The sequence below is a fragment of the Methanomicrobia archaeon genome, assembly GCA_011049045.1.
Lineage (GTDB): Archaea > Halobacteriota > Syntropharchaeia > Alkanophagales > Methanospirareceae > JACGMN01.
Window position 1 is genome coordinate 26,080 of the sequence record DSCO01000040.1, and the last position, 24,199, is coordinate 50,278.

A 24,199-nucleotide genomic window follows, 5' to 3' on the forward strand; every position below is an offset into this window, starting at 1 on the left:
GGAACGTAAAGCATAAACTTAGGTGAGAAAAATGGGGGAAGAGAAAGAGGGCTTTGAGCCAAAGATCGTTGGTTTCACCTGTAATTGGTGTACGTATGCAGGCGCAGACCTGGCAGGGACGTCGCGGAAGAAATATCCACCAAACATTCGGATCGTCAGAATGATGTGCACGGCTCGCTTGGATCCGGTATTCCTCGTTAAAGCGCTGCTCAATGGCGCTGACGGGGTGTTCATCGGAGGATGTCATCCAGGTGAGTGCCACTACATCAAGGGAAACTTCTATTCCCGACGCCGAGTTGCGGCGATGCGGACTATTCTGAAACAGTTTGGCATGGATGATCGCGTGCAGTTGCACTGGATCAGCGCGTCTGAGGGCGATAAATTCGCCACTACCATGAAGCAGATGGCGGCGGATATCAAGCAATTGGGACCAAATCCCATGAAGGACGAGGTACTATGAAAGGAGCAGAACTCGCTTATGGGGAATTAGGTGACTTCTTCAAGGGCTTGCTGGAGAAGAACGTTGTGGATGCATTGATACTACCCTATCGCGTCGGTGGCAGCGTTTCTTATATGCTGGTGCGGGACAAGGACCGTATTGTAGCGCCGGAATCGGTTATTTTCGCACCATCGTTCGGTGTCAACGCAGCAAATATCGTGAAAGGCTGGCTGATCGACGAGAAGGTCGGTATCGTGGCGAAACCGTGTGAGATTCGGGCGGCAATCGAGATGATCAAGCTCAAACAGCTCGATGAGGACAGCGTACTGCTCATCGCCGTGGATTGTTTCGGCGCGTACCCCAATGAACTGTACGCAGCGCATTATGCTGAGATCGGTGACCAGGTGGACGCGGCAAAGATCAAGGAGCTGGCGGGCAAGGGCATACCCATTCGGGACGCCTGCGCGATCTGTGACAACCGGCTCGCGGATGTCGGTGACCTCGTTATTGCGCGCACGGGCGGTGATAAGGTGAGTGTTGCCGGGCGTTCGAAGATGGGTGAGGCGGCGTTGAGTGCCGTCGGACTCGAGCTCAAGGACAAGGATCTGGAACGCAAGGCTGATAAAGAGCGGATCGCAGCGGAGGCCGCGGCGAATTTGGCGAAGCTACCGATACCCGACACCCAGGAAGCCCTGGAAACATTCCTGCGTGATTGCATTGTCTGCAAGAACTGTCGTGACGTCTGCCCGGTCTGCTATTGCAAGGAGTGCTTCTTTGACCAGCCGATCGGGAACCCGATCGGTGGTGATCTCCTGAACCTGGCCGAGGCGCGTGGTGCGATCGCGGTACCGGTAAATCAACTGCTCTATCACCTCACACGGGTATACCACGTTAGCACGACCTGCGTAGCCTGCGGTGCCTGCGAGGATGCCTGTCCGAAGGATATCCCCCTGACGCGCTTCTACCCCGTCCTGACCCGGAAGGTCCAGGAACTGTTCAAGTACGTACCGGGTAAGGATGTCGAGGAGCCACTCCCGTTCACGACCTATGAGGAAGAGGAGCTCGAAGAGTGCCTGAGGTAAAATGCCAATAAAGACGTGGGAGCTGGACCCGAACTTTAAAAACGAGATCCTGAATGAGCCTGGTGGCGAGCATCTGACCGCATGTTACCAGTGCAGCACGTGTACCCTGGGGTGCCCGATCAGTGAAATTATTCCCAGCTATAATCCGCGCAAGACCATTCAGATGAGCCTCCTGGGCATGCGGAACGAAGTCTTGACCGACCCTGATCTCTGGATCTGCGCGATCTGTCAGACCTGTACGGCCCGCTGCCCGCAGAATGTGGTGGTCGGGGATGTACTGGCGGTGATACGGCGTATAGCGGAGAAAGAGGCGAAAGCGGGCAAGATCAAGATTGAGAGCTCACGACCGATCTTCGAAGAGGCGTTCTTGCATACGGTGGAGAAGTACGGGCGACTCTATGATATGGGTCTGGCGCTGGAATATTATCCGAAGCGAGAAGGCGGCACCGTCTCCGGTATGAAGGCCATGATGAAGGACTACAAGGACTTCGGGATGCGGATGTTCATGCACGGTAAAATGGGCCCGCTCGGCGGGCACGGGGTGACCAAAGGCATGCTGCCCTCAAAGATCAAGCAACGAGAAGTGATGAAGAAGATCTTCGCATGGGTCGAGGAGAAGGAGAAGGAGCAATGAGTGTCGAGAAACTTGCGTTTTATCCCGGCTGTCCCTCGGAGGCGACCGCACTGGAGCAGGACATGTCCGCCAAGGCGGTATTTGCGAAACTCGGGGTCGAGCTCGTGGAAGTGGAGGACTGGAACTGCTGTGGTGCGGCTGAGGCCGAGGATCCGCGGTTGGTCTATGCGTTGAACGCGCGTAACCTGGCAATAGCTGAGCGAGAAGGTTTGGATATCGTTACTCCCTGCAGTATCTGCTTTTACAATTTAGCGCGAGCGAACAATGCCTTGAAGCGTGATGAGAAATTACGCGCGGAGATCAAAGGGATCGATCCTTCTCTTGAGTACAACGGAACGGTCACGCCGAAGCATTTACTCGACGTCCTCGTCAATGATATCGGCATGGACGCGATACGGAGCAAGCTGGCGAAGAAGGTCGAGCTTAAGGTTGCTCCCTATTATGGCTGCTATTTGGGGCGGCCGCCCGAGACGGCCTTTGATGATCCCGATGATCCGGTTCTGATGGACCAGTTGATCGAGCTTATCGGCGGCGAGAATGTGCCCTTCAGCGCGATGAAGACGAAGTGCTGTGGTGGGCCGTTGATGATGACCCGGGGTGATCTCGCCTTTGAGATGGCACGAAAGATCCTGCAAACCGCAAAGGATGCCGGCGCGGACTGTCTCGCACTTGCCTGCCCGCTCTGCGGTATGATGCTGGACGCGAAGCAGCCGGATATCGAGAAGGAGTTGAAGGTCAAGATAGACATGCCCGTGGTCTACATCACACAGTTGCTGGGGCTTGCACTGGGTATAGACGCGAAGAAATTGGGGTTTGATAAGAACATCGTGAGCACGAAGCGAATCCTTGAGAAGGTGGTGTAAAAATGGGAATAGCAGTAATAGGTGGCGGTGTTGCCGGGATCACGGCAGCGCTTGATCTCGCTGATGCAGGCTACAAAGTCTATCTGATCGAGAAGAACGAGAAACTCGGTGGTAAGGTAGCAGAGCTCGCAGAGTGCGAGACCGGCATCCTGCCCCGGATTATTAAGATCGAGAATCACCCCAACATCGAGCTGATGCTCTTGAGCGAGGTCCAGTCCTGCTCAGGCTCAGCGGGTGATTTCAAATTGACCGTCTCCGGACGCGAGATCGGCGTGGAGAGCGTGGTGCTCGCGCCGGGCTACGACGTCTTTGACAACATCGCGAAGGGTTATGCGATCAACGATCCCGACGTGGTCACCTCGCTGGAGTTCGAAGCGATGCTGCGGGCCTGCACCGTGAGCGAGACCGGTGCGTTGGTACGGCCCTCAGACGGCAAGCCGGTGAGGAAGATCGGGTTCATCAAGTGTATCGGCTCACGGTCACAGGAGAACGAGATCTGCTCCACGGCCTGCTGTGGCTACACGGCGAAAGAGGTCTGGGAGCTGAAGGAGCGCTATCCGTACATGGATGTCTTCGTCTTCTACATGGACGTGCGGGTCTTTGGCAAGGATGAGGAGCTGGTGGCGAAGCTGAAGGATAAGTACGGTGTCCATTACATCAGGTCACGCGTGCCCGAGGTATTTCCGGAAGCAGACACGCTCGTCGTGAAGTACGAGAATCTGGCGAATGGCACGATCGATCGCCAGGAGCTTGATATGGTCGTGCTCGCGGTTGGCCTGCTCCCGTCGAAGACCCTGGGAAAGCTTGCGGAGACCTTCGCGGTGAAGACCGATACGTATGGTTTCATCGAGACCTCCCTTACCAGCCCCCTGGAAACGAGCGTGCCCGGCATCTTCGCCGCAGGTACAGCAACCGCGCCAATGAAGGTGCGTGAGACCGCGATGCAGGCGAGCGGCGCTGCATTACAAGCAGCAGCGCAGTCCGGCAAGACGGAGCCGATACCCGGTCAGGAGGAGCGGAAATATATCGAGGTGGGCGATGAAGAGCCGAAGATCGGCGTCTTCATCAGCGGTGTGCAGGGCGACGTTGCTGAGGCCATCGATATTCCCGCCGTTGCCGCTATAGTCAAACGCCTGCGGAACGTGGCTGCGGTGAACGCAGAGACCGCAACCATGCAGGAGACCATGGCCGCGATCGAGAGCGGTATCGTGGATCAGGGCCTGAACCGGATCATTGTGGCGGGTTATTCACCCCGTGCCTACGAAGAGCTCTTCCGGGATGCCTGTGCGAAGGCTGGTCTGAATCCTTACTTACTGGAGATGGTGAACCTGCGTGAGCAGTGCGCATGGGTGCATGATAAGGAGGCTGCAACGGCCGCTGCGAGCGCCCAAATGGCTATGGCGGTCGAGCGCGCACGGTATCTCGAGCCGACTCCAATTGAGAGCTATCCGGTGATTCCGAAGGCTCTGGTCGTCGGTGGCGGTGTGGCAGGTATGAACGCGGCTCTGGGGATCGCGAATGCAGGCTATGACGTCTATCTGGTCGAGCGGGGAGCGGAACTGGGCGGCGAACTACGCGAGTACGAGGAGTTGCAGGACGGAACGAAGGCCGCGGATTTCTTGCAAAAGGTACTGAGCACGGTGAAGAGCAACGACCGGATCACGGTTTACTCCGGTGCCTCGATCGATCGCGTTCGCGGCCGGGCTGGATCATTTAAGGCGCAGGTTGTCGGCGACGGTGTTGATGAAGAGATCGAATTCGGCGCCGCGGTGCTTGCAACGGGTGCGCGAGAGCTGCCCACGGAGGGCCTTCCGATCTTTGCAGGCGCGGTCAAAACGATCACGCAATCAGCGTTCGCGAAGCTGCTGAGTGCAGGCTCACTCGCGGCAAATACTACCGCGTTCGTGCAGGATACCGATTTTGGCGCAGGCGTCTACTCGAAGTACAGCAGCATCGAAGCGGTCAGCAACGCGCTCAAGGCGAAGCAGCTCAAGCCGGCGGCGAATGTGTTCATCCTCTACCAGGAGACCAAGACCTACGGCAAATGGGAGATGCTGTATAAAGAAGCGCGAGAGGCTGGCGTGATCTTCCTCAGATATGATCCCGCGCGGCCACCGGCATTAACGAACGGCGTACTCTCGGTCTTCGACGTCATCTTCAACGACGAGCTTCAGATAAAGCCTGAGCTCCTGGTCTACAGCGTGCCTATGCTTCCGGCGGAAGAGAACGTGAATCTGGGTCGTATGTTCATGGTACCGCTGAAGAACGGCTTCTTCATGGAGGCGCAGGAGCGACCAAAGCTCGTTTTGACGCCGGTCGATACGGTGAATGAGGGCGTCTTTGTCTGCGGCTCCGCGGTCTTCCCGGCGATGATCGATGAGACCCTCGCCATGAGTAGCGCCGCGGCGGCGCGTGCAAACGTGCTCCTGGCAAAGAGCTTCATGGAGACACCCGGTATCGTCTCCGTCGTTGACGAGGCTATCTGTTCCGGCTGCGGTCTCTGTGTGGAGATCTGTCCGGTAGAGGCGATTGAACTGGTTGAAGAACCCGTAGCTGCAGTTACCTATGAGATACTGGAAGTGACCGGCGGCATCAAGCGTATCGCGCGTATTACCGAGGCGGGCTGTATCGGCTGTGGAAGTTGTGCGTGCTATTGCCCCTCGGATGCGATGTCCCTGAGAAACTTCAGGGATCGGCAGATATTCGCGCAGCTGAATTATGTGTAGGTAGGTAGGAGGCGAGGAGAAAAAAATGGCATCAGAAACTGAGACTGAAGTTGAAGTGAAGACAGAAGAACCCCTGGGTGTATCTGAAGTTGTAACGGAGAAGAAAGAGCCCCGGGGTGTATCCGAAGCAGCCACGCGGAACTTGATGCAGTCCATCAAGGGCAAAGTCGAAGCGGCATGTCTCGGCAAGGTCGAGGAGAAGGAAGTGGAGATCATACCCGAAACAATGGTGATCGGTGGCGGAATCGCGGGTATGTACGCTGCGATTGACATGGCTGATGCGGGCTTCAAAGTTCATCTCGTGGAACGCACACCGACCATTGGCGGCCACATGGCTCAGCTCGATAAGACCTTCCCTACACTCGACTGCTCTGCCTGTATCTTGACGCCCCGCATGGTCGATGTCTCAAAACACAAGAACATCAATCTGATGAGCTATTCAGAGGTCGTTGGTGTCGAGGGCTCGCTCGGTAATTTCACCGTCAAGGTGAAGCGGAAACCGCGCTACGTCGTTGAGGAGACCTGTACCGGCTGCGCGCTCTGTGAAGAAGCATGCCGGTTCGCCGGGAAATGGCCGAACGAATTCGACGAGAATCTCGGCAAACGCGGCTCGATCTATCGCCCGTTCCCACAGGCTATCCCCGCGGTCTATTGCGTGGATCCCGAACGCTGCCAGATGGTCAAGAAGGGTAAGTGTGGTAAGGCCACGATTGAGAGCGTCCGCGCGTATCTGAAGGAGGGCAAGGAAGATGTCGAGGTGCCCCCCTGCGTTGCGATTTGCGGTGCAAAATCCATTGACTTCGATATGGAGGAGCGGATCGAGGAATACAAAGTCGGCACGATCATCGTGGCCACCGGTTATGACATCCTCGATCCGAAAGAGATGCCCGAATACAGGTATGGGAAGCTCCCGAACGTCATTACGGGCCTGGAATTCGAGCGCTACTCCAATGCGGCTGGTCCTACGTTCGGGAAGGTCATCGTAAAGGGCGTGGATCGACTGCCGAAGGATGCCGTCTTCATCTCCTGTGTTGGCTCGCGGAACAAGCAAACCGGCCATGAGTATTGCTCGCGCGTCTGCTGCATGTACATCGCGAAGCAGGCGCACCTGCTCGGTGAGAAGGTCCCGGACTGTAATATCACGGTGCTCTACCAGGATGTCCGGGCCTTCGGCAAGGGGTTCGAGGAGTTCTATGACCGTGTGAAGGGCGAGGGCCTGAATTACAAGCGCGGCCTTGCCTCTGAGGTCTATCAAAAGCCCGGGAGTGACCGTGTCATTGTCCGGGGCGAAGATACGATGCTGGGCGAGCCGTTTGAAATCGAAGCGGACATTGTGGTGCTCGGCGTCGGCTTGAAGCCGACGGCAGGCACGGCCGAGTTATTGCAGATGCTGGGGATCGAAGAGACACCTGATCACTTCGCTAAAGAGGCGCATCCAAAGCTCAGACCGGTGGATACCGATGTTCCGGGCGTCTTCGTTACCGGATGCGTGCAGAGTCCGAAGGATATCCCGGATAGTGTCGCGCAGGGCAAAGCGGCGGCAGCAGGATCGCTCTCGCTCTTGACCCGTGGTAAGGTGGTGCTGAGACAGCCCGTGTCAGAGATGGAGGAGGAGCTGTGTCTCGGCTACAAGTCACTGAAGGAGATGGCAGACAAAGTAGGAGTAGCATAAGAGGAGGACGTGAAAATGGCAGAAGGAAAATATGATTACACAAAAATCCCGATGGCTGCGTCGGTGGAGGGGATAGCAAAGGACGCGCCAAAGGACAACCCGCGAATCGGTGTCTATGTGTGCCATTGCGGTATCAACATCAAGTTGACGGTGGACGTCGAAGAGGTGATGAATTATGCAGCGTCCTTGCCAAACGTCGCGCTTGCACGACATTACATGTTCATGTGCTCAGATCCGGGACAGAATCTCATCAAGGAGGATCTGGATGCGGGTAAAATCAATCGTGTCATCGTTGCTGCATGCTCGCCGCGCATGCACGAGCCCACGTTCAGGGGTACCTGTATCGGTAGCGAGCTCAACCCGTTCTTCTTCGAGATGGCGAATATCCGGGAGCACTGCAGCTGGCCGCACGGTGATTACCAGGTAGAAGCCACGGAGAAAGCGAAGGATCTGGTACGAAGCGCCGTTGCGCGAACCGCGTTACTCGAATACATCGCGGAGAAGAAGGTCGATGTTACGCCAGAGACCATGGTCATTGGCGGTGGCGTTACGGGTATCTACGCGGCACTGGACATTGCGGATTCCGGCTTCAAAGTGCATCTCGTGGAAAAGGCACCCTCGATCGGCGGGCACACTGCGCAACTCGATCGCACCTATCCCGTGCTGGACAAGGTCTCTTCCATCTTAACACCGCGTATGATCGATGTGGGCGCGCATCCCAACATCAATTTGATGACCTATTCCGAGGTGGAGAACATCGAGGGCTATGTGGGCAATTATAAGACCACCGTGCGGCGAAAAGCGCGTTACGTCAACGAGAAATGTACCGGCTGCGGCGCCTGTGAAGAGGCCTGCCCGGTGAAGGACGTCGCCAGTGAGTTCGACGAGGGCCTGGGTACGAGAACGGCCATCTACTTGCCGTTCCCGAACGCCGTGCCGCCCATCTACACCGTTGATCCGCAGAATTGCTTGCTCTTCAAGGAGGGCACCTGCGGCGGCGCAACGCTCGAGGATGTCAAGGCCGGTAAAGCCAAGACACCCTGCATGCAGGCCTGCAAGTACGACGCTATCGACTTCACCATGGAAGAGGTGAAAGAGGATCTGGACGTCGGCACGATCATCGTGGCCACCGGCTATGATCTCATCGAACCGACCTCGTGTCCCGAGTACAGGTACGGTCAGACCCCCTGTGTCATCACGGGCCTGGAATTTGAGCGGCTCTGCGCTGCCGGCGGCCCAACAGGCGGACAAATCCTCGTCAACGGCAAAGAACCCAAGAACATCGTCTTCATCTCCTGCGTGGGCTCGAGGAACAAGCAGACCGGGTATGAGTATTGCTCTCGTGTCTGCTGCATGTACCTCGCGAAGCAGGCGTACATGGCAAAGCAAAAGATACCGGATGCCACTGTCACGGTTTGCTTCCAGGATGTCCGTGCGTACGGTAAAGGCTTTGAGGAATTCTACGGTGATGTGAAAATGGGCGGGATCAGCTACCGCCGTGGACTGCCGAGCGAGGTCTACCTGAAGCCGGGCAGTGATACGGTCGTGGTGCGCGCAGAGGACACCCTGCTGGGCGAGCCGTATGAGCTTGATGCAGATCTGGTGGTTCTCGGGCTCGGCTTGAAGCCGAACGCGGGCGTATGGGACATCGTCCAGATGTTGAAGTTGTCGCAATCGCCAGACCACTTCCTTTTGGAGGCGCACCCGAAGCTGCGACCGGTAGATACGGCGACCGATGGCATTTTCATCGCCGGGTGTGCGGCGAGTCCAAAAGACATCCCGGACAGCATAGCCCAAGGCAAAGCAGCAGCAGCAGGATCGCTCGTCTACCTGGTACAGGGTATCGCAGCGATCGAGCCGGCCATCTCGCAGATCGACGAAGAGATCTGCATCGGCTGCGGCACCTGTGCTGAGGTCTGCCCGTACGGAGCGCTCACACTTGACGAGGTTCGCCAGGTCATGACGGTGAACGAAGCGATGTGCAAGGGATGCGGCGGTTGTAACGCGGTCTGCCCGTCCGGAGCGGCAACCATGAAGCACTTCAGAGACCGGCAACTGTATGCACAGATCGAAGCATTGCTGCAGCGGAAGATTCCCGTGACGGTGGTTGACCTCAGTGCTGCGGTAGAAGCAGCGACCTTCGAGGCACCACCAGAACCGCCGGAAGCGGCGCTCACGGAAGAAGTCGAGAGCAAGGAAGCGGCCGCGTAGCGTATACGTCAGCGAGCTTCCCCCTTTTTTCTCTTTTTTTGCTACGAGAGCGCGAGCGCTCTTTCGCGAAGTTCGGAATCCTGATGCAGGACTCTTGCCTGATTCCATAGAGCACGGTATTGGTCTCTTCCGGTTAGCTCAGGGTCGCTTGTAGCGTGCTGCAGCGTTCGCCCGGTATCCTGACCGGGTAGTGCTCGGTGAGACAACCCAGACAGAGGCTCTTCGGCGCGATCCCAACGGCCGCGATCAAGCCGTTTAGACTGAGATAGCCGAGTGAATCCGCGGCTAAATAATCACGAATCGCCTCGATCGTGCGCGTGACCGCGATCAACTCGTCCCGCGTCGGTGTATCGATGCCGAGATAGCAGGGTGCGATGATGGGCGGGCTCCCGATACGCAGGTGCACCTCCTTCGCCCCGGCCGCTTTCAAATAGCGCACAAGTTTCCGCATGGTCGTGCCGCGTACGATGCTGTCATCGACCAGCACGACTCGCTTACCCGTCACATTCGCTCGTATAATATTGAACTTCGAGTGCACGCTCATATCGCGTGTCTTTTGCTCGGGCATGATGAACGTTCGACCCACATAGCGATTCTTTATCAACCCCTCCAGGTACTCGATCCCCGCGCGTTTCGCGTACCCGATCGCGCAGGTGATGCCCGAATCAGGCACCGGCGATACGATATCAGCACTCACCGGATGCTCAATGGCTAACCGTTCGCCTATCTTCATGCGGACGTTGTAAACGAGCTTCCCATCGATGACCGAGTCAGGGCGTGCGAAATAGATGTACTCAAAGACGCAGTGAGCGCTCGGTACTCCCGGATGGAGCTGATGACGTACGAGTTTCAGGTCGCGGTGACCCGCGGGGTTGCGCGATCCTGCGGTATGCGAAGCGCGGATGACCAGCACCTCTCCTGGATTAACATCGCGGATGAGTGTTCCCCCCAGCGTATCGATCGCCGGACTCTCTGATGCGATCACGTAGCCGACATTCACACCGCGGCACTCGTCCGTGAGCGCACCGATGCACAACGGCTTGATCCCGAAAGGGTCCCTTACTGCCAGTAACATGCTGTCCATAAGGATCGCGAGTGAATAGGAGCCGACGACCCGTCGCATGACCTCCTTCAGTGCTGCGATAGGATCGTGTTCTACCAGTTCCCGTGCCAGCAGCTGCGCGATTACTTCCGTGTCGGTCTCCGAGTGAAAAATTCGGCCTTCTCGTTCCAGTTCTGCGCGTAACTCGCGGGTATTCACGAGATTGCCGTTGTGAGCAAGCGCAAATTCACCGTTCTGGTACTTGACGACCAGAGGTTCCGCGTTTTCCAGCAGCGGCGCTCCGGTCGTCGGATAGCGCACGTGACCGATCCCCATCGAGCCCTGCAGCGCGGCTAAGTGCTGTGGCGAGAAGACCTCAGCAACCAGCCCCATACCTCTTTCCGACCGAATCTCCTTCACCGGTGCACCGCGATTATCAGGATCTTCATCCGTGCTCATGCCACGGGAGACCGCGATACCCGCAGACTCCTGCCCGCGGTGTTGCAGCGCATAGAGCGCATAATACAGGGGCAGTGCAACGTCATCACTGCTATGGGCGATGCCCACGATCCCACAGGCTTCTCGCAACACCGTCGACTCGACACTGCTGGTCTTCATCTGCGTCTTCTCACCGCTCGCCGTTCGCGATACTCTCTCTGTCTTTCCCGTGTTATCCGCCGATTGTTGCCGTTCTCAGCCACCACGTTGCCTCTCGTACTATTCGTTCGGATAGTGGCGTTAGTTAATATCTCCTCAGCTCTCCTGTTCTCGTGCGAGCAGCGTTCCAGCGTCGCAAACGGTCACCCGTCATACGGGACCCATCCCGTTGCTGAAGGTGCTCGTTATCGGTTGTACCTTGCGATAGACCTCTTGTGGCTGTTTCCGGACGCCGTTGACTCTGAGGAGATCGTCGTCCACGGAAATACCGAAGAGCTGCTCGTTCTCCTGCAAATACGGCACGATGAGCTCCCAGTCCGCAGGTGTGACCGTGGAGAACGCTCCGCCGTTGAGCTGCTCCGCTACCACTCGGTGATGCGGATCCCGGATGTAAATCGCACCGCCGGAGGCGAGCGAGAAGAGATTGGAGCCCGGGTATGGTGTATCCTGCTCGTGAAAGCGGCCATGCTCATCTGGTTCAAGGCCATTAACTATCACGAAGCCACCGCCGTTCAGCGGATCACCGGCCATAAAGGACTCCGCGAGGTAATCGAGACAGGTTCCGTTGATGACCACCCGTGGCTTGCCCACGGCGTTGATGAGTGGTCTGCCTGCGGTATTGCCCAGCACGTATGCCTCACCGCCTTTAGCACCGTACATGAACGTCTGGCCGACGTCACCGAAGATCACGAGTTTACCGCTCTTAACGATCTGTCCGAGCTGATCCTGGCCATCGCCGTGCACGTACACCGCGGCACCATCGATCGATGAGCCGAGATAATCGCCCGCACTATCGTATACATCGATCCGTACCCCGGTGGTCTGAGCTCCCAATCCAGAGCCGCAAAACCGATGGCCCTGCGCGTTGTACACGACGAATTGACGCCAACCCTGCCGGTAAGCGGCAACGAGCAGTCGTGCGGCACTTTCTGCGCCTTCAGGCGGGCACTCCGCAACGTCCATGATCAACACGTCGCTTGCGGTACCTGGCGGTCGCAAGCAGTCCCTGGTCAACCAGCGGATAAGCTGATACCTCCCGTGGGTCTGCAGCGCGATCGAAGGTGTTGTTTCGAAGATCATATGGAGCGCTTCGCGGATCGCCTGGATGATCGAACTCCGCTTCTTGCTTCCCGTATCGTATCTGCGGTCATTGAGCAGTGTCAGCCCCGCAATCACCACGGTCTTTGCTTGCTCGTCCTGCTGCGCGTACCTTACCAGCTCGTTCAGCGTCCACCGCACCTGATTCCAATCCCAATCCTTCACGCCGCTGCTCAGGAATGCGAACAGCGCATCAGGGCGCTCCAGAGCAGCTTCAAGAAGCGCTCGATGGCTCCTGCTATCCGGTGGTTCGGTAACCGTGATCGTGAAATCGCCATGAGTCTGATTCTTCGGTGTAGTTATCAGTGCGCCGAATTTATTGGTACACTCGAGCGCTTTCGTCTCCGTGCCGCGCAGTGTGAATATAAAGGCGCCACCGTCGGTATAACTCCCGCCTCGAGCGTTCCAGTATCTGTCAGCGACTGAGGGGAAGCGTTCATCCTCCTCTGAGAGACTCTTCAGGGTCGCGTCGATCGCTTGCTTTTCCGATGCAATGAGCCCTATTTGCAGGTCGCTGTGCTCGACCAGCGCGAACACCTGTGGTCGCAGCATTGACGTGTCCGTTATTCCGATGAGCTGGAGGATCTTCTCGTACGGCTCGTTCCGGGCGACGATAAAGAACCAGGGGCCGTCAGGCGAGCCGTGGATATGCGCGGTCTGCACTGCGCGGTAGATCTTCTGCTTCTGCGGCGGGAGCAGATCGAAATCGCGCTCGGTGGTCGGCGCCATCGCCTCGATGAGATACTCCAACGGATAGCTGTACTCCCGGTTGAGCAGGTCGAAGAGGAGCACAGCAACTTCGGTGTCCGTGAGGAATAAGGGCACTCGCCCGCGTTGTACGAGGTACTCGACCACGGAGTGATAGTTCGCGAAGTCGCCGTTGTGTACAAACGCCTCATGCATACCCACGAAGGGGTGCGCGCCGCCGGGATGCCAGACCCTGCCTCGAGTGGGATATCGCTGGTGCGCGATCCAGATAAGGGCGCGGAACTCCTCGAGCTGGTAATACTGGATGATGCTCTCCGCGTACCCGACGATCTTCAGGATCATCATATTCCTGCCGTGCGAGAGCACGAATGCGCGTTTATCGCCGAGCGCGGCGTAGAATTTCTTGTTGATCCGGAAACTGTTCTGAAAGATCAAATGATCCTCGACCTTCCGGCGCTCCCACTCCTCCCGGCCGTGCGTCCTTATGTAAGCATCGATCACCTCCGCTTTGACCCGGACAAAATACCGCCACACCTCCGGCGGTTCGGTCTCGAGCCCGGCTATCGCGCGGTAATCAGCTACGGTCGGTAGCCGTTCGGCATGGTCAATGTCCAGATAGGGTGCAATGAACTCCGTTTCAAGCTCCTTACGTGCCGCTGGATCAAGTAGCGCGATCTGGAGCAGATAATCCTCTTCGAGTACAGATCGAGAAACGCCGAGATCCTCGTGCGAGAGGCCAACCGCAGCGACGCCGCCACCTTTTCCGTTGCCACGGTTATGCATCTGATACGCAGGTTTGAAGATATGCTTGCCCTTGACGAGCGCTGTGGAGGCAAAGCCCACAACGCCACAGCCACCTTCAGCCTCGGTACTATAATACACGCTCATTAGGTCTCACCTCCTTATCAGTTGGATAATCAAGATGCAGCAGACAGTCGTATCGCCCCACGAGCTCCCTGACACTCCGCATGCCAAGCTTGCTGAGGATCTCGGCGAATATGCTTTGCCACGCGGCGTAAAGGTTGATGAGGCGTTGCGCGCCCCATTCCACGTCGAGCGCTCTGGTAAGCTCAGGATCAGTGGTTGCGATGCCACGCGGGCAGCCTCTGCTCGATTCACAACTCCCACAGCGTACGCAGCCCAGCGCCACGAGTTCAGTGGTGCCGAGCGCCACGCCGTCCGCGCCCAGTGCAATCGCCTTGGCCGCATCATAAGCGGTTCGTATGCCGCCACTGGCGATCACTGTCATCCTGTCCCTGATCCCTTCCTCTTTGAGGAACGCATGCACTTTCGGTATTGCATACTCGATCGGCATGGCGATATTCTTCTTCGCAATGTCCGGTGCAGCACCCGTGCCGCCGTAGCTCCCGTCGAGATGGATAATGTGTGCACCGGCATAATAGCTACCCACGGCTACCATATCCACGTCTCGTGCGGTCGAGACCTTCACGGAGACGAGCGCTTTGGGATTGATCGTCTTTATCCAATCGATGTGTTTCTCGTGATCCTCCACCGAATAGACGCTGTGGAACGGAAACGGCGAGAACAAGCTGCATCCGGGTACTGCTTCCCGCATACGAGCGACGTCTGCAGTCACTTTATCGCCCAGAAGATGCCCGCCAAGGCCTGGTTTCGCGCCCTGCGCGTACTTGAGCTCGACGATCTTGACCCGCTGGATGGTCTCCTCAGAGACGCCGAAGAGCCCGGTTGCGACCTGGGTGATCATGTTATCGTTGTAGTCCCGTAACGGCTCGGGATAGCCACCCTCACCGGTGCAGGTAAAGGTGCCCCAGGCCTGCGCTGCTTTTGCACGTGCGAGCATGACCGAGAGGCTGATCGAGCCAAAGGACATGCCGCCACCGTAGAACGGCACCGCGATCCTGAGCTGCTCCCCTGCTCTCTTATTCAGGTCAATCGCGGTGCTTACCGCGGCCCTATCTTCCACCTCGCCGCGCTCCGCGCTCGCGAACGCGAAGAAAATACGGTCGAACCCGCCACCCGAGTCGCCAATCTCGTAGCGAAGTCCCCGGAGCGGTAATCCGGTCTCTGCTTGCTTCCAGGTGCCGAGGATCAGATCGCGGGTCCACCGCCGGTCGCCGATGGTGCGGTACAGTGGGTTTTCGGCCAACGAGAGCGCTTTCCGGGGGCACTGGTCGACGCAGTAAAAGGGTTCATCCTCGCAGGCGTGGCCGATGCAGCGATAGCTTACCGGCTTCGCAATCCTGTTGAAGCCCGCTTTTCGCTCGTGCACGCCAAACGGACATACGCTCGCGCACATGCCGCAATTGATGCAGCTCGCTACCGCTCGCCTTACTTCCACCTCGCCGATCTCGTGCAAAAATCGTGAGGGGGCTAATCTAATTTCAGGCTGTTGCATGAGAGATCACCTCCTTTATGAATATTCGATCAAATGTCTCCTTCTGTATTTCCTCACAGATGATCGCCCTGCCGATCTCGCCGCGGAGTCTTCGCACTTCTCGCAAGCCCATAGCTCCGAGTACCTCGAGGAGCTGGTTCCGCCATGCAGCCATAAGGTTGACGATCCGCTGCGCGCCATAGTCAGGGTCAAGGTCCGTCAACCCCACCGGGCACGCTCTTCCGTGCAAACAATTACGGCAATACTGGCATTCGAGCGCGAGGAGCAGCGGGACGTCGATGGCCGTGAGATCCGCGCCGCAGAGTACTGCTTTGGCCACATGCTCGGGCAGTGCGATACCTCCACTCGCAACGAGGGTCACCCTATCTCGTATCTTGAGGTCGACCAGATGGCGATGGACCGTGCGAATCATATCGGTAACGAATCGCGGCTCAGTCGAAGACTCAAAGGTCCTTCCATTACGGTCCGCGCAGAGGTGAATGACGTCAACGCCTCCGAGCACTAATTCTGCCACGATCTCATCCACCGCCTCAGCAGCCGGTACCCGTACCGAGATGATACTCCCGGGGTTTATGCTCCTCGCATCCGCTACAGCCTTCAGCACAGCACGATCATAGGTGAATTCGACCATGGGCGCTGTTTTAAGATGCGACTCCAGCTCCCTGCGCGGGGTCTGCAGATCCGGCTTGGAAACCGCGGTGTACACGGGCACAAGATGTGCCGCATACCTCCGCTCGTACCACTCCCCAGCGTCCACGAGCAGGAGCGTATCGAGCGTAGCGGCAGCTTTCGCTAGTGCCTCATACACATTCGCGCTCCTGCCAAATGGCGGCCGCTCGAAGATGATCGGAAGCGGAACACTGCGTGTACGCGGGAGTGGTACGGCGATCTTCCCCTGCTCGTCAAAGGTGAGTGCCCGCACGTTACTGCCGATGTCCACCGAGGTGCTGATGTACTCCCGCCCGTGAATGCCATCCCTGGTTGGTCGCACGATCTCTGACATATCGGTCCACATACCGTCGAACCCGGAACCCGAGAACGGTCCTGCATAGCCTGCACCGGATACCGGAACCTTGCCCGTCTCCGCCTGATACCAGGTTGTGGTGATGATCTCCGGAGTCCAGTAGGGATCACCCAGCTGTGCATAGGTCTCATTGTGGACGAGGGTTAAGGCCGCTCGCGGGCATTCCTGCACGCAGCAAAAGCAGCCCTTACAGCGTTGACTCGCGGGGTCCGCCATGCGTCGCGGGTCCGCCTCGAGCCGCTGGTGCACGCCGTAGATGCACACGTTTGCGCACCGGCCACACTTGATGCACTCCTCACCCCGCACGATCACGTACTTCCCCGGGGGTGGAACGACGCGTGGCGGGGCAGGTAAGACGGTGATATTATACTTCCTGGGCATGTACACACCTCCAGTACGCGGGACTATCCTCCGCAGTCGAGACGAATTCCCGTATTGCCCGATCAGGTCTTCCAAACTGCAACTCAAGCCGCTGCTCCAGCTCTTCCCACGCTGCTACCAGATCCAGGTCATTCTGACAGACCTCACGGCAGAGCCCGCAGTGCAGGCAGAGGAAAGCCTTCTCAGCCTCCTGCATCGAGACCTGACCCCCCTCATGCAGCTTTTTCGCGAGGTACAGTTTGTTCTTCGGAATGAGCGCGTCATCATGCGTAACCGCGTACGCGGGGCATTGAGCAGCACAACTGCCGCATTTCACACAGGAGTACAGGGTCTTCTCCAATACTGATTCGTGATGGTGTTCCTCACCTGAGCGTGCCATGAGTGGTGTGAAGAGTGACGCGCCGCGAATGAGCAGTCTGAACAGGCTCGGGGTGAAGAGCAGATCCGGAATAACCCCCCATCTGGTTCGCACCGCGAAGAATTTGTTCGGATTCAGGATGGTGCACGGATCGACCTTCCGCTTGTATGCTCGATAGGCCCGCAGTATCTGCGGATCAAGCTTATGGGTAATAAAGGGCGCGTTCCAGATCCCGAGGTTATACGGCGCTCCGCCCTGTTTGATCCCGAGCATGGTGAGTCGCGGAACGAGTGCGAGATGGGCGAGGTATCGCCACGAATCCCGTACGTCAGAGAGGAACGAGAGTAGCACCAGCGCGTCTGTTTCGCCCAGCATGTGTGCTTCCGCCTGAAGATCGAGCCCATACCGCTTTGTTATCCATCTCGCCCTGTTCAGATAGGCAGCCACGTACCTCAGTGGCATGATAAGCTCGCAGGCTAAGAGGGTCGGCTGAGTGCTGCGCCGCTTCATCGGGAAGAGTCGTTCATGCCAGAGGTATCGTGCCAGATACTCGTCCGCGGCAATACCGCGATTCTTTGCGAACTGCCTGAATGGCAACGCCGCATCGTGAGATTCCAGTGCCACCAGGACCGCATCACGCTCTGCATAGAGCGCTTCACCCATCTGCTTATTCACCTCCTTGAGGTGGTGGGCATCGAGGTACTTGATGTGGTACGGTCTGATCTTCGATTGGATCAGCTCGGTCACGAACGTGAGTGCTGCATCGACACCGCCGAAATACAGAAGCTGTGGGAGCACCTGCTCAGGCATCTTCCGTAATCTAAGCGTAGCAGCGAGCAGGATGCCGAACTGCCCTTCGGTACCGAAAAACAGGGCGAACTCCTTATCCGCCGCAGTAAAGAGCCGCACATCACCCGCGGGAAAGAGCATCTCGATCGATTCGATCTGCTCTTTAAGGTGCCCGAACTGAAAGCTTCCGATCCCGTAGCCGCCGGAGGCGATCCACCCCCCCACAGTGGAGAAGAAGCTCGAAGGGTACACGCGCAGCGAGAGCCCTTCCTGCTGCGCAGCCGCTTCTATCGCTGACCATCGAGTTCCTGTTTGTACCGTGATCGTCTTCTGCTCCCTGTTCAGCTCGAGAATACTGTTCAGAGCAGAGAGGTCAAGAGCGATCCCTTTTTTCGTGGGTACCACACCACCAAGTCCCGAAGAGCCTGCGCCCCGTGGAAAGAGTGCCACCTTTTCTGCGCTTGCGAATCGAACGACTTTGATGAGTGCATCAACGGTTTGCGGCTGCACTACCAGCTGTGGTGTGGTCTCGAAGAGACGGTGTGCAAAGGGGACCGAGCCGACGTCCGTGGAGTAGAGCTCGCGCTCAAAGGCGTCGGTGCGTATTCGCGCTTCATCACCCAGCAGCGCATTCAGTTCCAGCTTCAACTTCTTCACGTTCATGCCGCTCCTCCTCTCTACCGTTAGCTAACGATCCCCGTTGCGTGGTTCATTTATGTATGCTTGCGGGCTTAGAGCACACTCAGGTACTCTTGCAGCTCCCATTCCGATACGGTGATACGATACCTGTCCCACTCGACGTTCTTCGAAATGATGAAGTTGGTGAAGATGTGCTCGCCTAACGCTTCCCGTACCAGGGCGCTCTGCTCGGTCAGTGCAAGTGCCTCGATCAAGCTTCCGGGTAGCGCGGTTATCCCGTGCTGCTTCTTCTCCTCAGCGGTCATCACATACACATCCTTCTCCATCGGTGCGGGCAACTCATACCTGTTCTTGATCCCCGCTAACCCGGCCGCGAGCATGACCGAGAACGCCAGATACGGATTACACGCCGGATCTGGGCTGCGGTATTCTACCCGGGTTGCTTTCTCTTTACCCGGCTTGTACATCGGCACCCGCACGAGTGTCGAGCGATTGCGCCGTGCCCATGAGATATATACGGGGGCCTCATAGCCCGGCACCAGGCGCTTATACGAGTTCACAAATTGGTTGGTGACTGCCGTTATCTCGGGCGCATGTCTGAGCAGCCCGGCGATATAGCCGCGGCAGAGCGCTGAGAGACCATACTCGTCCTCAGGGTCAAAGAACGCGTTCTTATCATCCGCAAAGAGTGATTGGTGCGTGTGCATTCCCGATCCGTTCACCCCGAAGATCGGTTTCGGCATGAACGAGGCATAGTACCCGTACTTCTGCGCTATCTCCTTCACCACGATCCGATAGGTCATCACCTGGTCTGCCATCGTCAGTGCGTCCTTATACCTGAGGTCGATCTCGTGCTGCGAGGGCGCGACCTCATGATGGCTGTATTCCACCTCGATCCCCATCGCTTCCAGTGTTAAGATCGTATCCCGCCGGAGGTCGCTGCCCGCATCCAGCGTGGTCAGATCGAAGTATCCGCCGTGATCAAGCACTTCCGTGTTGCCATTCTGCTTGAAGTAGAAATACTCCAGCTCCGGCCCCAGATAGAAGGTTAAACCCTTCTGCTTCAACTGGTCCAGGTTCCTTTTCAACGCGTACCTTGGATCGCCCGCATAGGGGCTGCCATCCGGTTGCAGGATATCGCAGAACATCCGTGCCACCGCATGCTCCTTTGGCCGCCAAGGGACGATCTGAAAGGTAGCGGGATCAGGCTTCGCCAGCATATCACTCTCATCAATCCGCGCAAATCCCTGTATCGAAGATCCATCGAACCCCATCCCCTCGTCAAATGCGCCTTCCAATTCCCGTGGTGTGATGGCGAAGCTCTTCAACTGGCCCAGGATGTCCGTAAACCACAGGCGTACGAACTTTATCCCTCCGTTCGAGAGCGCTTCAAACACACCGTCCTTTGTCTTTACGTTACCTTCTTTTTCCATTCTATAGTACACCTCTAAATTATTATTCAGAGTATCCTCTTTTTATTCTATTTGAGAAATAAGCACAACAAGTATGAACGAATATGAATATTAGTTGCCACCAATGGATCATACTATAGTAGTAGTAATAGAAACTAGTTAAGGCCAATTGAGCGGTATTCATAACAGTTATGAAATTATATGAATGGGTATGTTTCATTACTGCACTTGTAAAATAGTAAACCTGCTCAGTGATACGTATTTAAATATTATGAGTGATCTATAGTAGAAATAAGACTATGCCACCACCAGAACGGATCACGGTAGCCATGGATGAGGATACCTTCAAGATGTTTAAGAAGATGCAGGCTGAGCTGGGGATCTCGCAGAGCGAGCTTGTCCGCGAGGCGTTACGCTTCTATGGCAAGCACCGCACGCTCTTCGAATCGATTGAGGATCGAAAGGTGTACACGCACGCGGAGATGCTCCGGCTGGGTGAGCACGTCATCATGGATATCGACCACTGGCTGCTCTTCTTGAAGTTCGTGGACACGCATCCGGATAAGGAGCAGTTCTGGGAATTGAACAAGACGATCAGTGCAGCGCATGCAGAGCAGTTCAAGCACCAGTACTTCCGGGTCGAGGCGGTGCTCAGGCGACTGGAGGCCTGCAACTTCTTTGCACTCACACCGGTCTCGAAGAACGAGTATACGCTCATCTTGAGTTCAGACATCCTCAAGCACTTTGTGAAGACGATGCTGGCGGAGACCTTGACGGGCATGGGCTTCCGTGTGGAGCTGAAAGAGGATCTGGCAAAGTTGCGCTTGAAAGTCCTGGACGAAGGTCAGAAGCAGTAACGGAGGATTCAGAGACGCGAGCTATGCAGGAAGAGCGATCTGAGCGCGAGAAGGACAAGGTGGTAGTACTGGACTTTGGTGGGCAGTACAGCCACCTGATCGTGCGGCGGTGCCGTGAATTGGGCGTTTATACCGAGCTTATGCCCTATGACGTCTCCATTACGGAGCTTGAGCGCGGCGTGCAGCGGAATAGAGGAGAAGGCAAGATCCGCGGGATCATACTCTCCGGCAGCCCGTTCGGCGTTCACGAGCCTGATAGTCCCCGCTGCAGTACCCGGATCGTGGATCTGGGCGTGCCGTTGCTGGGGATCTGTTATGGTGCGCAACTGCTCGCAGCACTGCTGGGCGGCGTGGTAACCACGGGCGGTAAGGGCGAATTCGGGCGTTCAGAGCTCATGTTTACCGACTCAGCACTCTTTGAGGGCGTGAGTGAGACCGGCACGACCCCTGTCTGGATGTCGCACGGTGATGTGATCGAGCGATTCGAGGGCGCGGAGATACTGGGCTCGGCGGCAAACGCGCCCGTTGCTGCTTTTCGGATACGCGAGCGGATCTACGGGGTGCAGTTCCATCCCGAGGTGCACCACACGGAAAGGGGTGACAGAATCCTCTGGAATTTCCTGTATTCCATTTGCGACTGCGAACGGAACTGGACGATCGCCGCCTTTGTTGCAGAGGCGATCACCACGATTCGCGCGGAGGTGGGCCCCGACGGTAAGGTACTTTGTGGGCTCAGCGGGGGCATTGACTCCTCCACCACAGCGGTCCTCGTATATAAGGCCATCGGCGATCGATTGACCTGCATCTTCGTGGATAACGGTCTGCTGCGGGAAGGTGAGCGGGAAGAGGTTGAGAACACGTTCAGGAAGAGCTTCAAGATGAATCTGATCGTGGTGGACGCGCAGTCCCGTTTCCTGGAAGCGCTCAAGGGTGTGAGGGATGCGGAGGCGAAGCGCAAGGTGATCGGGGAGCTCTTCATCACCATCTTCGAGGAGGCGGCGCAGAAGCTGGGCGACGTCGCGTTCCTCGCTCAGGGCACGATCTATCCCGACCGGATCGAGAGTGCGAAGGCGGGCTCAGCGAGATCCTCGCGCATCAAATCGCATCATAACGTCGGCGCACTGCCCGAGCGGTTGGGGTTCACCCTGATCGAGCCGATCGAGGAGCTGTACAAGGATGAGGTGCGTGAAGTGGCGAAGGATCTCGGCATTCCGGCTCAGATACGCAATCAGCACCCCTTCCCCGGCCCAGGTCTGGCGGCCCGGATCATGGGTGCAGTGACGGAGGAGAAGCTACGGATCTGTCGGGATGCCTCGCGGATCGTAGAGGAGGAGTTGAAACGCAGCGGCTGGTACGATAAGGTCTGGCAGGCCTTTGCGACCGTGGGTGACGATTTCGCAACGGGCGTGCTCGGCGATGCGCGAAAGGAAGGCCGGCTTGTAACGATCCGTGTGGTGGAGTCGAAGGAGGCAATGACGGCTGATTTCGTGAAACTGCCCTATGAGCTGCTGGAGCGCATGAGTAATCGGATCACAAACGAGGTCAAGGGCGTGACCTGGGTGACCTATGCGATCTCATCGAAACCGCCCGCAACGATCGAGCCATGTTAGCTAAACGAGCGGTACAGTACGCAAAGGGTATACGGTCGCTTCCGCCCTATCTCTTCGCGGAGATCGATCTGAGGAAGGAGCGGGCACGCAAACGAGGCGTGGATATCATCGACCTGAGTATCGGTGATCCTGATTTGTTCACACCCTCGCATATCGTTGAGGCCTTATACCATGCCGCGAAGGACCCTGCGAATCAGCGCTATCCCTCCTATGAAGGCATGTTCGCGTTCCGTGAGGCCGTCGCGGCGTGGTATCAGCGTACGAAACAGGTTACGGTCAGCCCAGAGGACGAGGTATTGACCCTAATAGGGTCGAAGGAGGGTCTGGCGCACGCGGCGTTCGCCTTCCTGGAGCCCGGGGATCTCGCCCTCGTCCCCGATCCTGCGTATCCCGTGTATCACAATGCCACGATCATGGCGAATGCGGTGCCGCACACGGTTCCGTTAACCGCGGATAACGATTTTAAACCGGATTTTGATCGCGTGGATAAAAACGTAGCGAAGAAAGCGAAGATCCTGTTCCTGAACTATCCCAATAACCCAACGGCTGCGATCGCAGACAGGGCATTCTTCAAAGCCGTTATTGATTTCGCACAGGATAATGAGATTCTTGTGCTCTTTGACAACCCCTATTCGGAGCTGATCTTTGATGGTTACGAATCACCGAGTTTTCTGGCGGTAACAGACGCGAAGGAGGTTGGTGTCGAGTTCAATTCGCTCTCCAAGACCTATAACATGACCGGCTGGCGGATCGGCTACGCCGTGGGCAATGCGGAGATCCTGAACGGGATAAGGACGGTCAAGACGAATATCGATTCCGGCGCTTTTCAGGCAGTTCAGGAAGCAGGTATTGCAGCGTTATCAGGGCCACAGGATTGCGTCTACCAGAATGTTGCGATTTACGAAAAGCGGCGAGATATTCTGGTTGACGGGCTGCGCGCCGCGGGATTAGAGGCGGAGAAACCACTTGCCACGTTCTATCTCTGGGTCAAGGTTCCCCGAGGGTTTGAATCTGCCACGTCGGCATCTATCACGTTCTCGATGATCCTCCTGGAACAAGCAGGAATCGTGGTGACTCCGGGAGTGGGGTTTGGAGCGCACGGTGAAGGCTTCGTTCGATTCACGTTCTGTAACAGCGGCGAACGCCTGGCAGAGGCGTGTACGCGGATACAGAAGCTGAACCTTCATATCGTTTGAACAGTATCTAAACATGGCGGGTGTGTAGCATGAATAACCCTTCGCTTAACTGTGTGATCACCGGTGACATAAAGGGTTCCAGAGCTTTTGACCCTGAAGCGTGGCGTATAATTCAACGCAACATAAAAACGGCTTTAGCAGAGATTAACAAAAGCTATAGTTCGGACATATTGAGGAATTTTACCATAACACTCGATGATGAGTTCCAGGGTGTTTTACACAGTCCCGAGAATAGTTATGACATTTTTGTCCTTTTACAGTACAGTATACCTGTCGAATTCAGATGTGGTATTGGCATTGGAACCTGAATTTGACAGTTAATTCAATTTGATCTCGCAGGTTAACAAAAATCCACCTTTTTCGTTTAGTAAAATCTGGCGTTGTGCCTGATTTGGATTCATAACTAATTGAAGCAGTCTTTTTC

17 protein-coding genes are annotated in these 24,199 nt (G+C 56.8%); 11 read left to right on the top strand and 6 right to left on the bottom strand.

Annotated features, from left to right (window positions below):
• Positions 1 to 31 precede the first annotated feature (31 nt).
• The 7 genes from ENN68_04955 to ENN68_04985 are packed head-to-tail and all read left to right on the top strand — an operon-like array spanning position 32 to position 9,627.
• Positions 32 to 460: a hydrogenase iron-sulfur subunit gene (locus tag ENN68_04955; protein HDS45426.1), complete on the top strand. Its 429-nt coding sequence runs from the start codon at positions 32 to 34 to the stop codon at positions 458 to 460.
• On the top strand, positions 457 to 1,521 hold the full coding sequence (locus ENN68_04960; GenBank protein ID HDS45427.1) for a hypothetical protein: 1,065 nt from the start codon (positions 457 to 459) through the stop codon (positions 1,519 to 1,521). Before ENN68_04955 ends, ENN68_04960 begins: the two co-directional genes overlap by 4 nt.
• 1 nt (position 1,522) lies before the next feature.
• Positions 1,523 to 2,155 carry a hypothetical protein gene (locus ENN68_04965; protein ID HDS45428.1) on the top strand — a complete coding sequence of 211 codons (633 nt, stop codon included), beginning with the start codon at positions 1,523 to 1,525 and terminating at the stop codon, positions 2,153 to 2,155.
• Positions 2,125 to 3,018 (top strand): heterodisulfide reductase subunit B, encoded by an 894-nt coding sequence (locus ENN68_04970; GenBank protein ID HDS45429.1) that lies wholly within the window; start codon positions 2,125 to 2,127, stop codon positions 3,016 to 3,018. Before ENN68_04965 ends, ENN68_04970 begins: the two co-directional genes overlap by 31 nt.
• Positions 3,019 to 3,020: 2 nt before the next feature.
• Complete coding sequence (locus tag ENN68_04975) at positions 3,021 to 5,744, top strand: CoB--CoM heterodisulfide reductase iron-sulfur subunit A family protein (GenBank protein HDS45430.1); 2,724 nt, start codon at positions 3,021 to 3,023, stop codon at positions 5,742 to 5,744.
• Between the two features lie 25 nt (positions 5,745 to 5,769).
• Positions 5,770 to 7,416 (top strand): CoB--CoM heterodisulfide reductase iron-sulfur subunit A family protein, encoded by a 1,647-nt coding sequence (locus ENN68_04980; protein HDS45431.1) that lies wholly within the window; start codon positions 5,770 to 5,772, stop codon positions 7,414 to 7,416.
• Positions 7,417 to 7,467: 51 nt separating this feature from the next.
• Positions 7,468 to 9,627 carry a CoB--CoM heterodisulfide reductase iron-sulfur subunit A family protein gene (locus tag ENN68_04985; protein ID HDS45432.1) on the top strand — a complete coding sequence of 720 codons (2,160 nt, stop codon included), beginning with the start codon at positions 7,468 to 7,470 and terminating at the stop codon, positions 9,625 to 9,627.
• Positions 9,628 to 9,760: 133 nt separating this feature from the next.
• Here the strand turns inward: ENN68_04985 and purF are convergent, their stop codons facing one another.
• From purF to ENN68_05015, 6 genes are all read right to left on the bottom strand, one after another.
• A complete protein-coding gene (gene purF, locus ENN68_04990) occupies positions 9,761 to 11,287 on the bottom strand; it encodes an amidophosphoribosyltransferase (GenBank protein ID HDS45433.1) in 1,527 nt (508 codons plus the stop codon).
• 189 nt (positions 11,288 to 11,476) lie between these two features.
• Complete coding sequence (locus ENN68_04995; protein HDS45434.1) at positions 11,477 to 14,020, bottom strand: glutamate synthase; 2,544 nt, start codon at positions 14,018 to 14,020, stop codon at positions 11,477 to 11,479.
• Complete coding sequence (locus tag ENN68_05000; GenBank protein ID HDS45435.1) at positions 14,004 to 15,509, bottom strand: FMN-binding glutamate synthase family protein; 1,506 nt, start codon at positions 15,507 to 15,509, stop codon at positions 14,004 to 14,006. Before ENN68_05000 ends, ENN68_04995 begins: the two co-directional genes overlap by 17 nt.
• A complete protein-coding gene (locus tag ENN68_05005; GenBank protein ID HDS45436.1) occupies positions 15,496 to 16,914 on the bottom strand; it encodes a hypothetical protein in 1,419 nt (472 codons plus the stop codon). Before ENN68_05005 ends, ENN68_05000 begins: the two co-directional genes overlap by 14 nt.
• Complete coding sequence (locus ENN68_05010; protein HDS45437.1) at positions 16,898 to 18,724, bottom strand: FAD-binding oxidoreductase; 1,827 nt, start codon at positions 18,722 to 18,724, stop codon at positions 16,898 to 16,900. The genes ENN68_05005 and ENN68_05010 overlap by 17 nt, the downstream gene beginning before the upstream one ends.
• Positions 18,725 to 18,792: 68 nt before the next feature.
• Positions 18,793 to 20,133, bottom strand: coding sequence for a glutamine synthetase (locus ENN68_05015; GenBank protein ID HDS45438.1), 1,341 nt, complete (start codon positions 20,131 to 20,133; stop codon positions 18,793 to 18,795).
• A 278-nt stretch (positions 20,134 to 20,411) separates the two neighbouring features.
• Between ENN68_05015 and ENN68_05020 the strand changes: the two genes are divergently transcribed.
• Genes ENN68_05020 through ENN68_05035 form a run of 4 tightly spaced genes read left to right on the top strand, consistent with a single transcriptional unit; the run spans position 20,412 to position 24,083 of the window.
• Positions 20,412 to 20,969, top strand: a complete 558-nt coding sequence (locus tag ENN68_05020) for a CopG family transcriptional regulator (protein HDS45439.1) — start codon at positions 20,412 to 20,414, stop codon at positions 20,967 to 20,969.
• A gap of 23 nt (positions 20,970 to 20,992) precedes the next feature.
• Positions 20,993 to 22,579 carry a glutamine-hydrolyzing GMP synthase gene (gene guaA / locus ENN68_05025; GenBank protein ID HDS45440.1) on the top strand — a complete coding sequence of 529 codons (1,587 nt, stop codon included), beginning with the start codon at positions 20,993 to 20,995 and terminating at the stop codon, positions 22,577 to 22,579.
• Positions 22,573 to 23,775 (top strand): aminotransferase class I/II-fold pyridoxal phosphate-dependent enzyme, encoded by a 1,203-nt coding sequence (locus tag ENN68_05030; GenBank protein HDS45441.1) that lies wholly within the window; start codon positions 22,573 to 22,575, stop codon positions 23,773 to 23,775. The genes guaA and ENN68_05030 overlap by 7 nt, the downstream gene beginning before the upstream one ends.
• 29 nt (positions 23,776 to 23,804) lie before the next feature.
• Positions 23,805 to 24,083 (top strand): hypothetical protein, encoded by a 279-nt coding sequence (locus ENN68_05035; protein ID HDS45442.1) that lies wholly within the window; start codon positions 23,805 to 23,807, stop codon positions 24,081 to 24,083.
• Positions 24,084 to 24,199 lie beyond the last annotated feature (116 nt).

Excerpts from the sequence above, each read along its gene's own strand:
- ENN68_04955 (HDS45426.1), top strand. The coding sequence starts at position 32 with ATGGGGGAAGAGAAAGAGGGCTTTGAGCCAAAGATCGTTGGTTTCACC.
- ENN68_04960 (HDS45427.1), top strand. The coding sequence starts at position 457 with ATGAAAGGAGCAGAACTCGCTTATGGGGAATTAGGTGACTTCTTCAAG.
- ENN68_04965 (HDS45428.1), top strand. The coding sequence starts at position 1,523 with ATGCCAATAAAGACGTGGGAGCTGGACCCGAACTTTAAAAACGAGATC.
- ENN68_04970 (HDS45429.1), top strand. The coding sequence starts at position 2,125 with ATGGGTCGAGGAGAAGGAGAAGGAGCAATGAGTGTCGAGAAACTTGCG.
- ENN68_04975 (HDS45430.1), top strand. The coding sequence starts at position 3,021 with ATGGGAATAGCAGTAATAGGTGGCGGTGTTGCCGGGATCACGGCAGCG.
- ENN68_04980 (HDS45431.1), top strand. The coding sequence starts at position 5,770 with ATGGCATCAGAAACTGAGACTGAAGTTGAAGTGAAGACAGAAGAACCC.
- ENN68_04985 (HDS45432.1), top strand. The coding sequence starts at position 7,468 with ATGGCTGCGTCGGTGGAGGGGATAGCAAAGGACGCGCCAAAGGACAAC.
- purF (HDS45433.1), bottom strand. The coding sequence starts at position 11,287 with ATGAAGACCAGCAGTGTCGAGTCGACGGTGTTGCGAGAAGCCTGTGGG.
- ENN68_04995 (HDS45434.1), bottom strand. The coding sequence starts at position 14,020 with ATGAGCGTGTATTATAGTACCGAGGCTGAAGGTGGCTGTGGCGTTGTG.
- ENN68_05000 (HDS45435.1), bottom strand. The coding sequence starts at position 15,509 with ATGCAACAGCCTGAAATTAGATTAGCCCCCTCACGATTTTTGCACGAG.
- ENN68_05005 (HDS45436.1), bottom strand. The coding sequence starts at position 16,914 with ATGCCCAGGAAGTATAATATCACCGTCTTACCTGCCCCGCCACGCGTC.
- ENN68_05010 (HDS45437.1), bottom strand. The coding sequence starts at position 18,724 with ATGAACGTGAAGAAGTTGAAGCTGGAACTGAATGCGCTGCTGGGTGAT.
- ENN68_05015 (HDS45438.1), bottom strand. The coding sequence starts at position 20,133 with ATGGAAAAAGAAGGTAACGTAAAGACAAAGGACGGTGTGTTTGAAGCG.
- ENN68_05020 (HDS45439.1), top strand. The coding sequence starts at position 20,412 with ATGCCACCACCAGAACGGATCACGGTAGCCATGGATGAGGATACCTTC.
- guaA (HDS45440.1), top strand. The coding sequence starts at position 20,993 with ATGCAGGAAGAGCGATCTGAGCGCGAGAAGGACAAGGTGGTAGTACTG.
- ENN68_05030 (HDS45441.1), top strand. The coding sequence starts at position 22,573 with ATGTTAGCTAAACGAGCGGTACAGTACGCAAAGGGTATACGGTCGCTT.
- ENN68_05035 (HDS45442.1), top strand. The coding sequence starts at position 23,805 with ATGAATAACCCTTCGCTTAACTGTGTGATCACCGGTGACATAAAGGGT.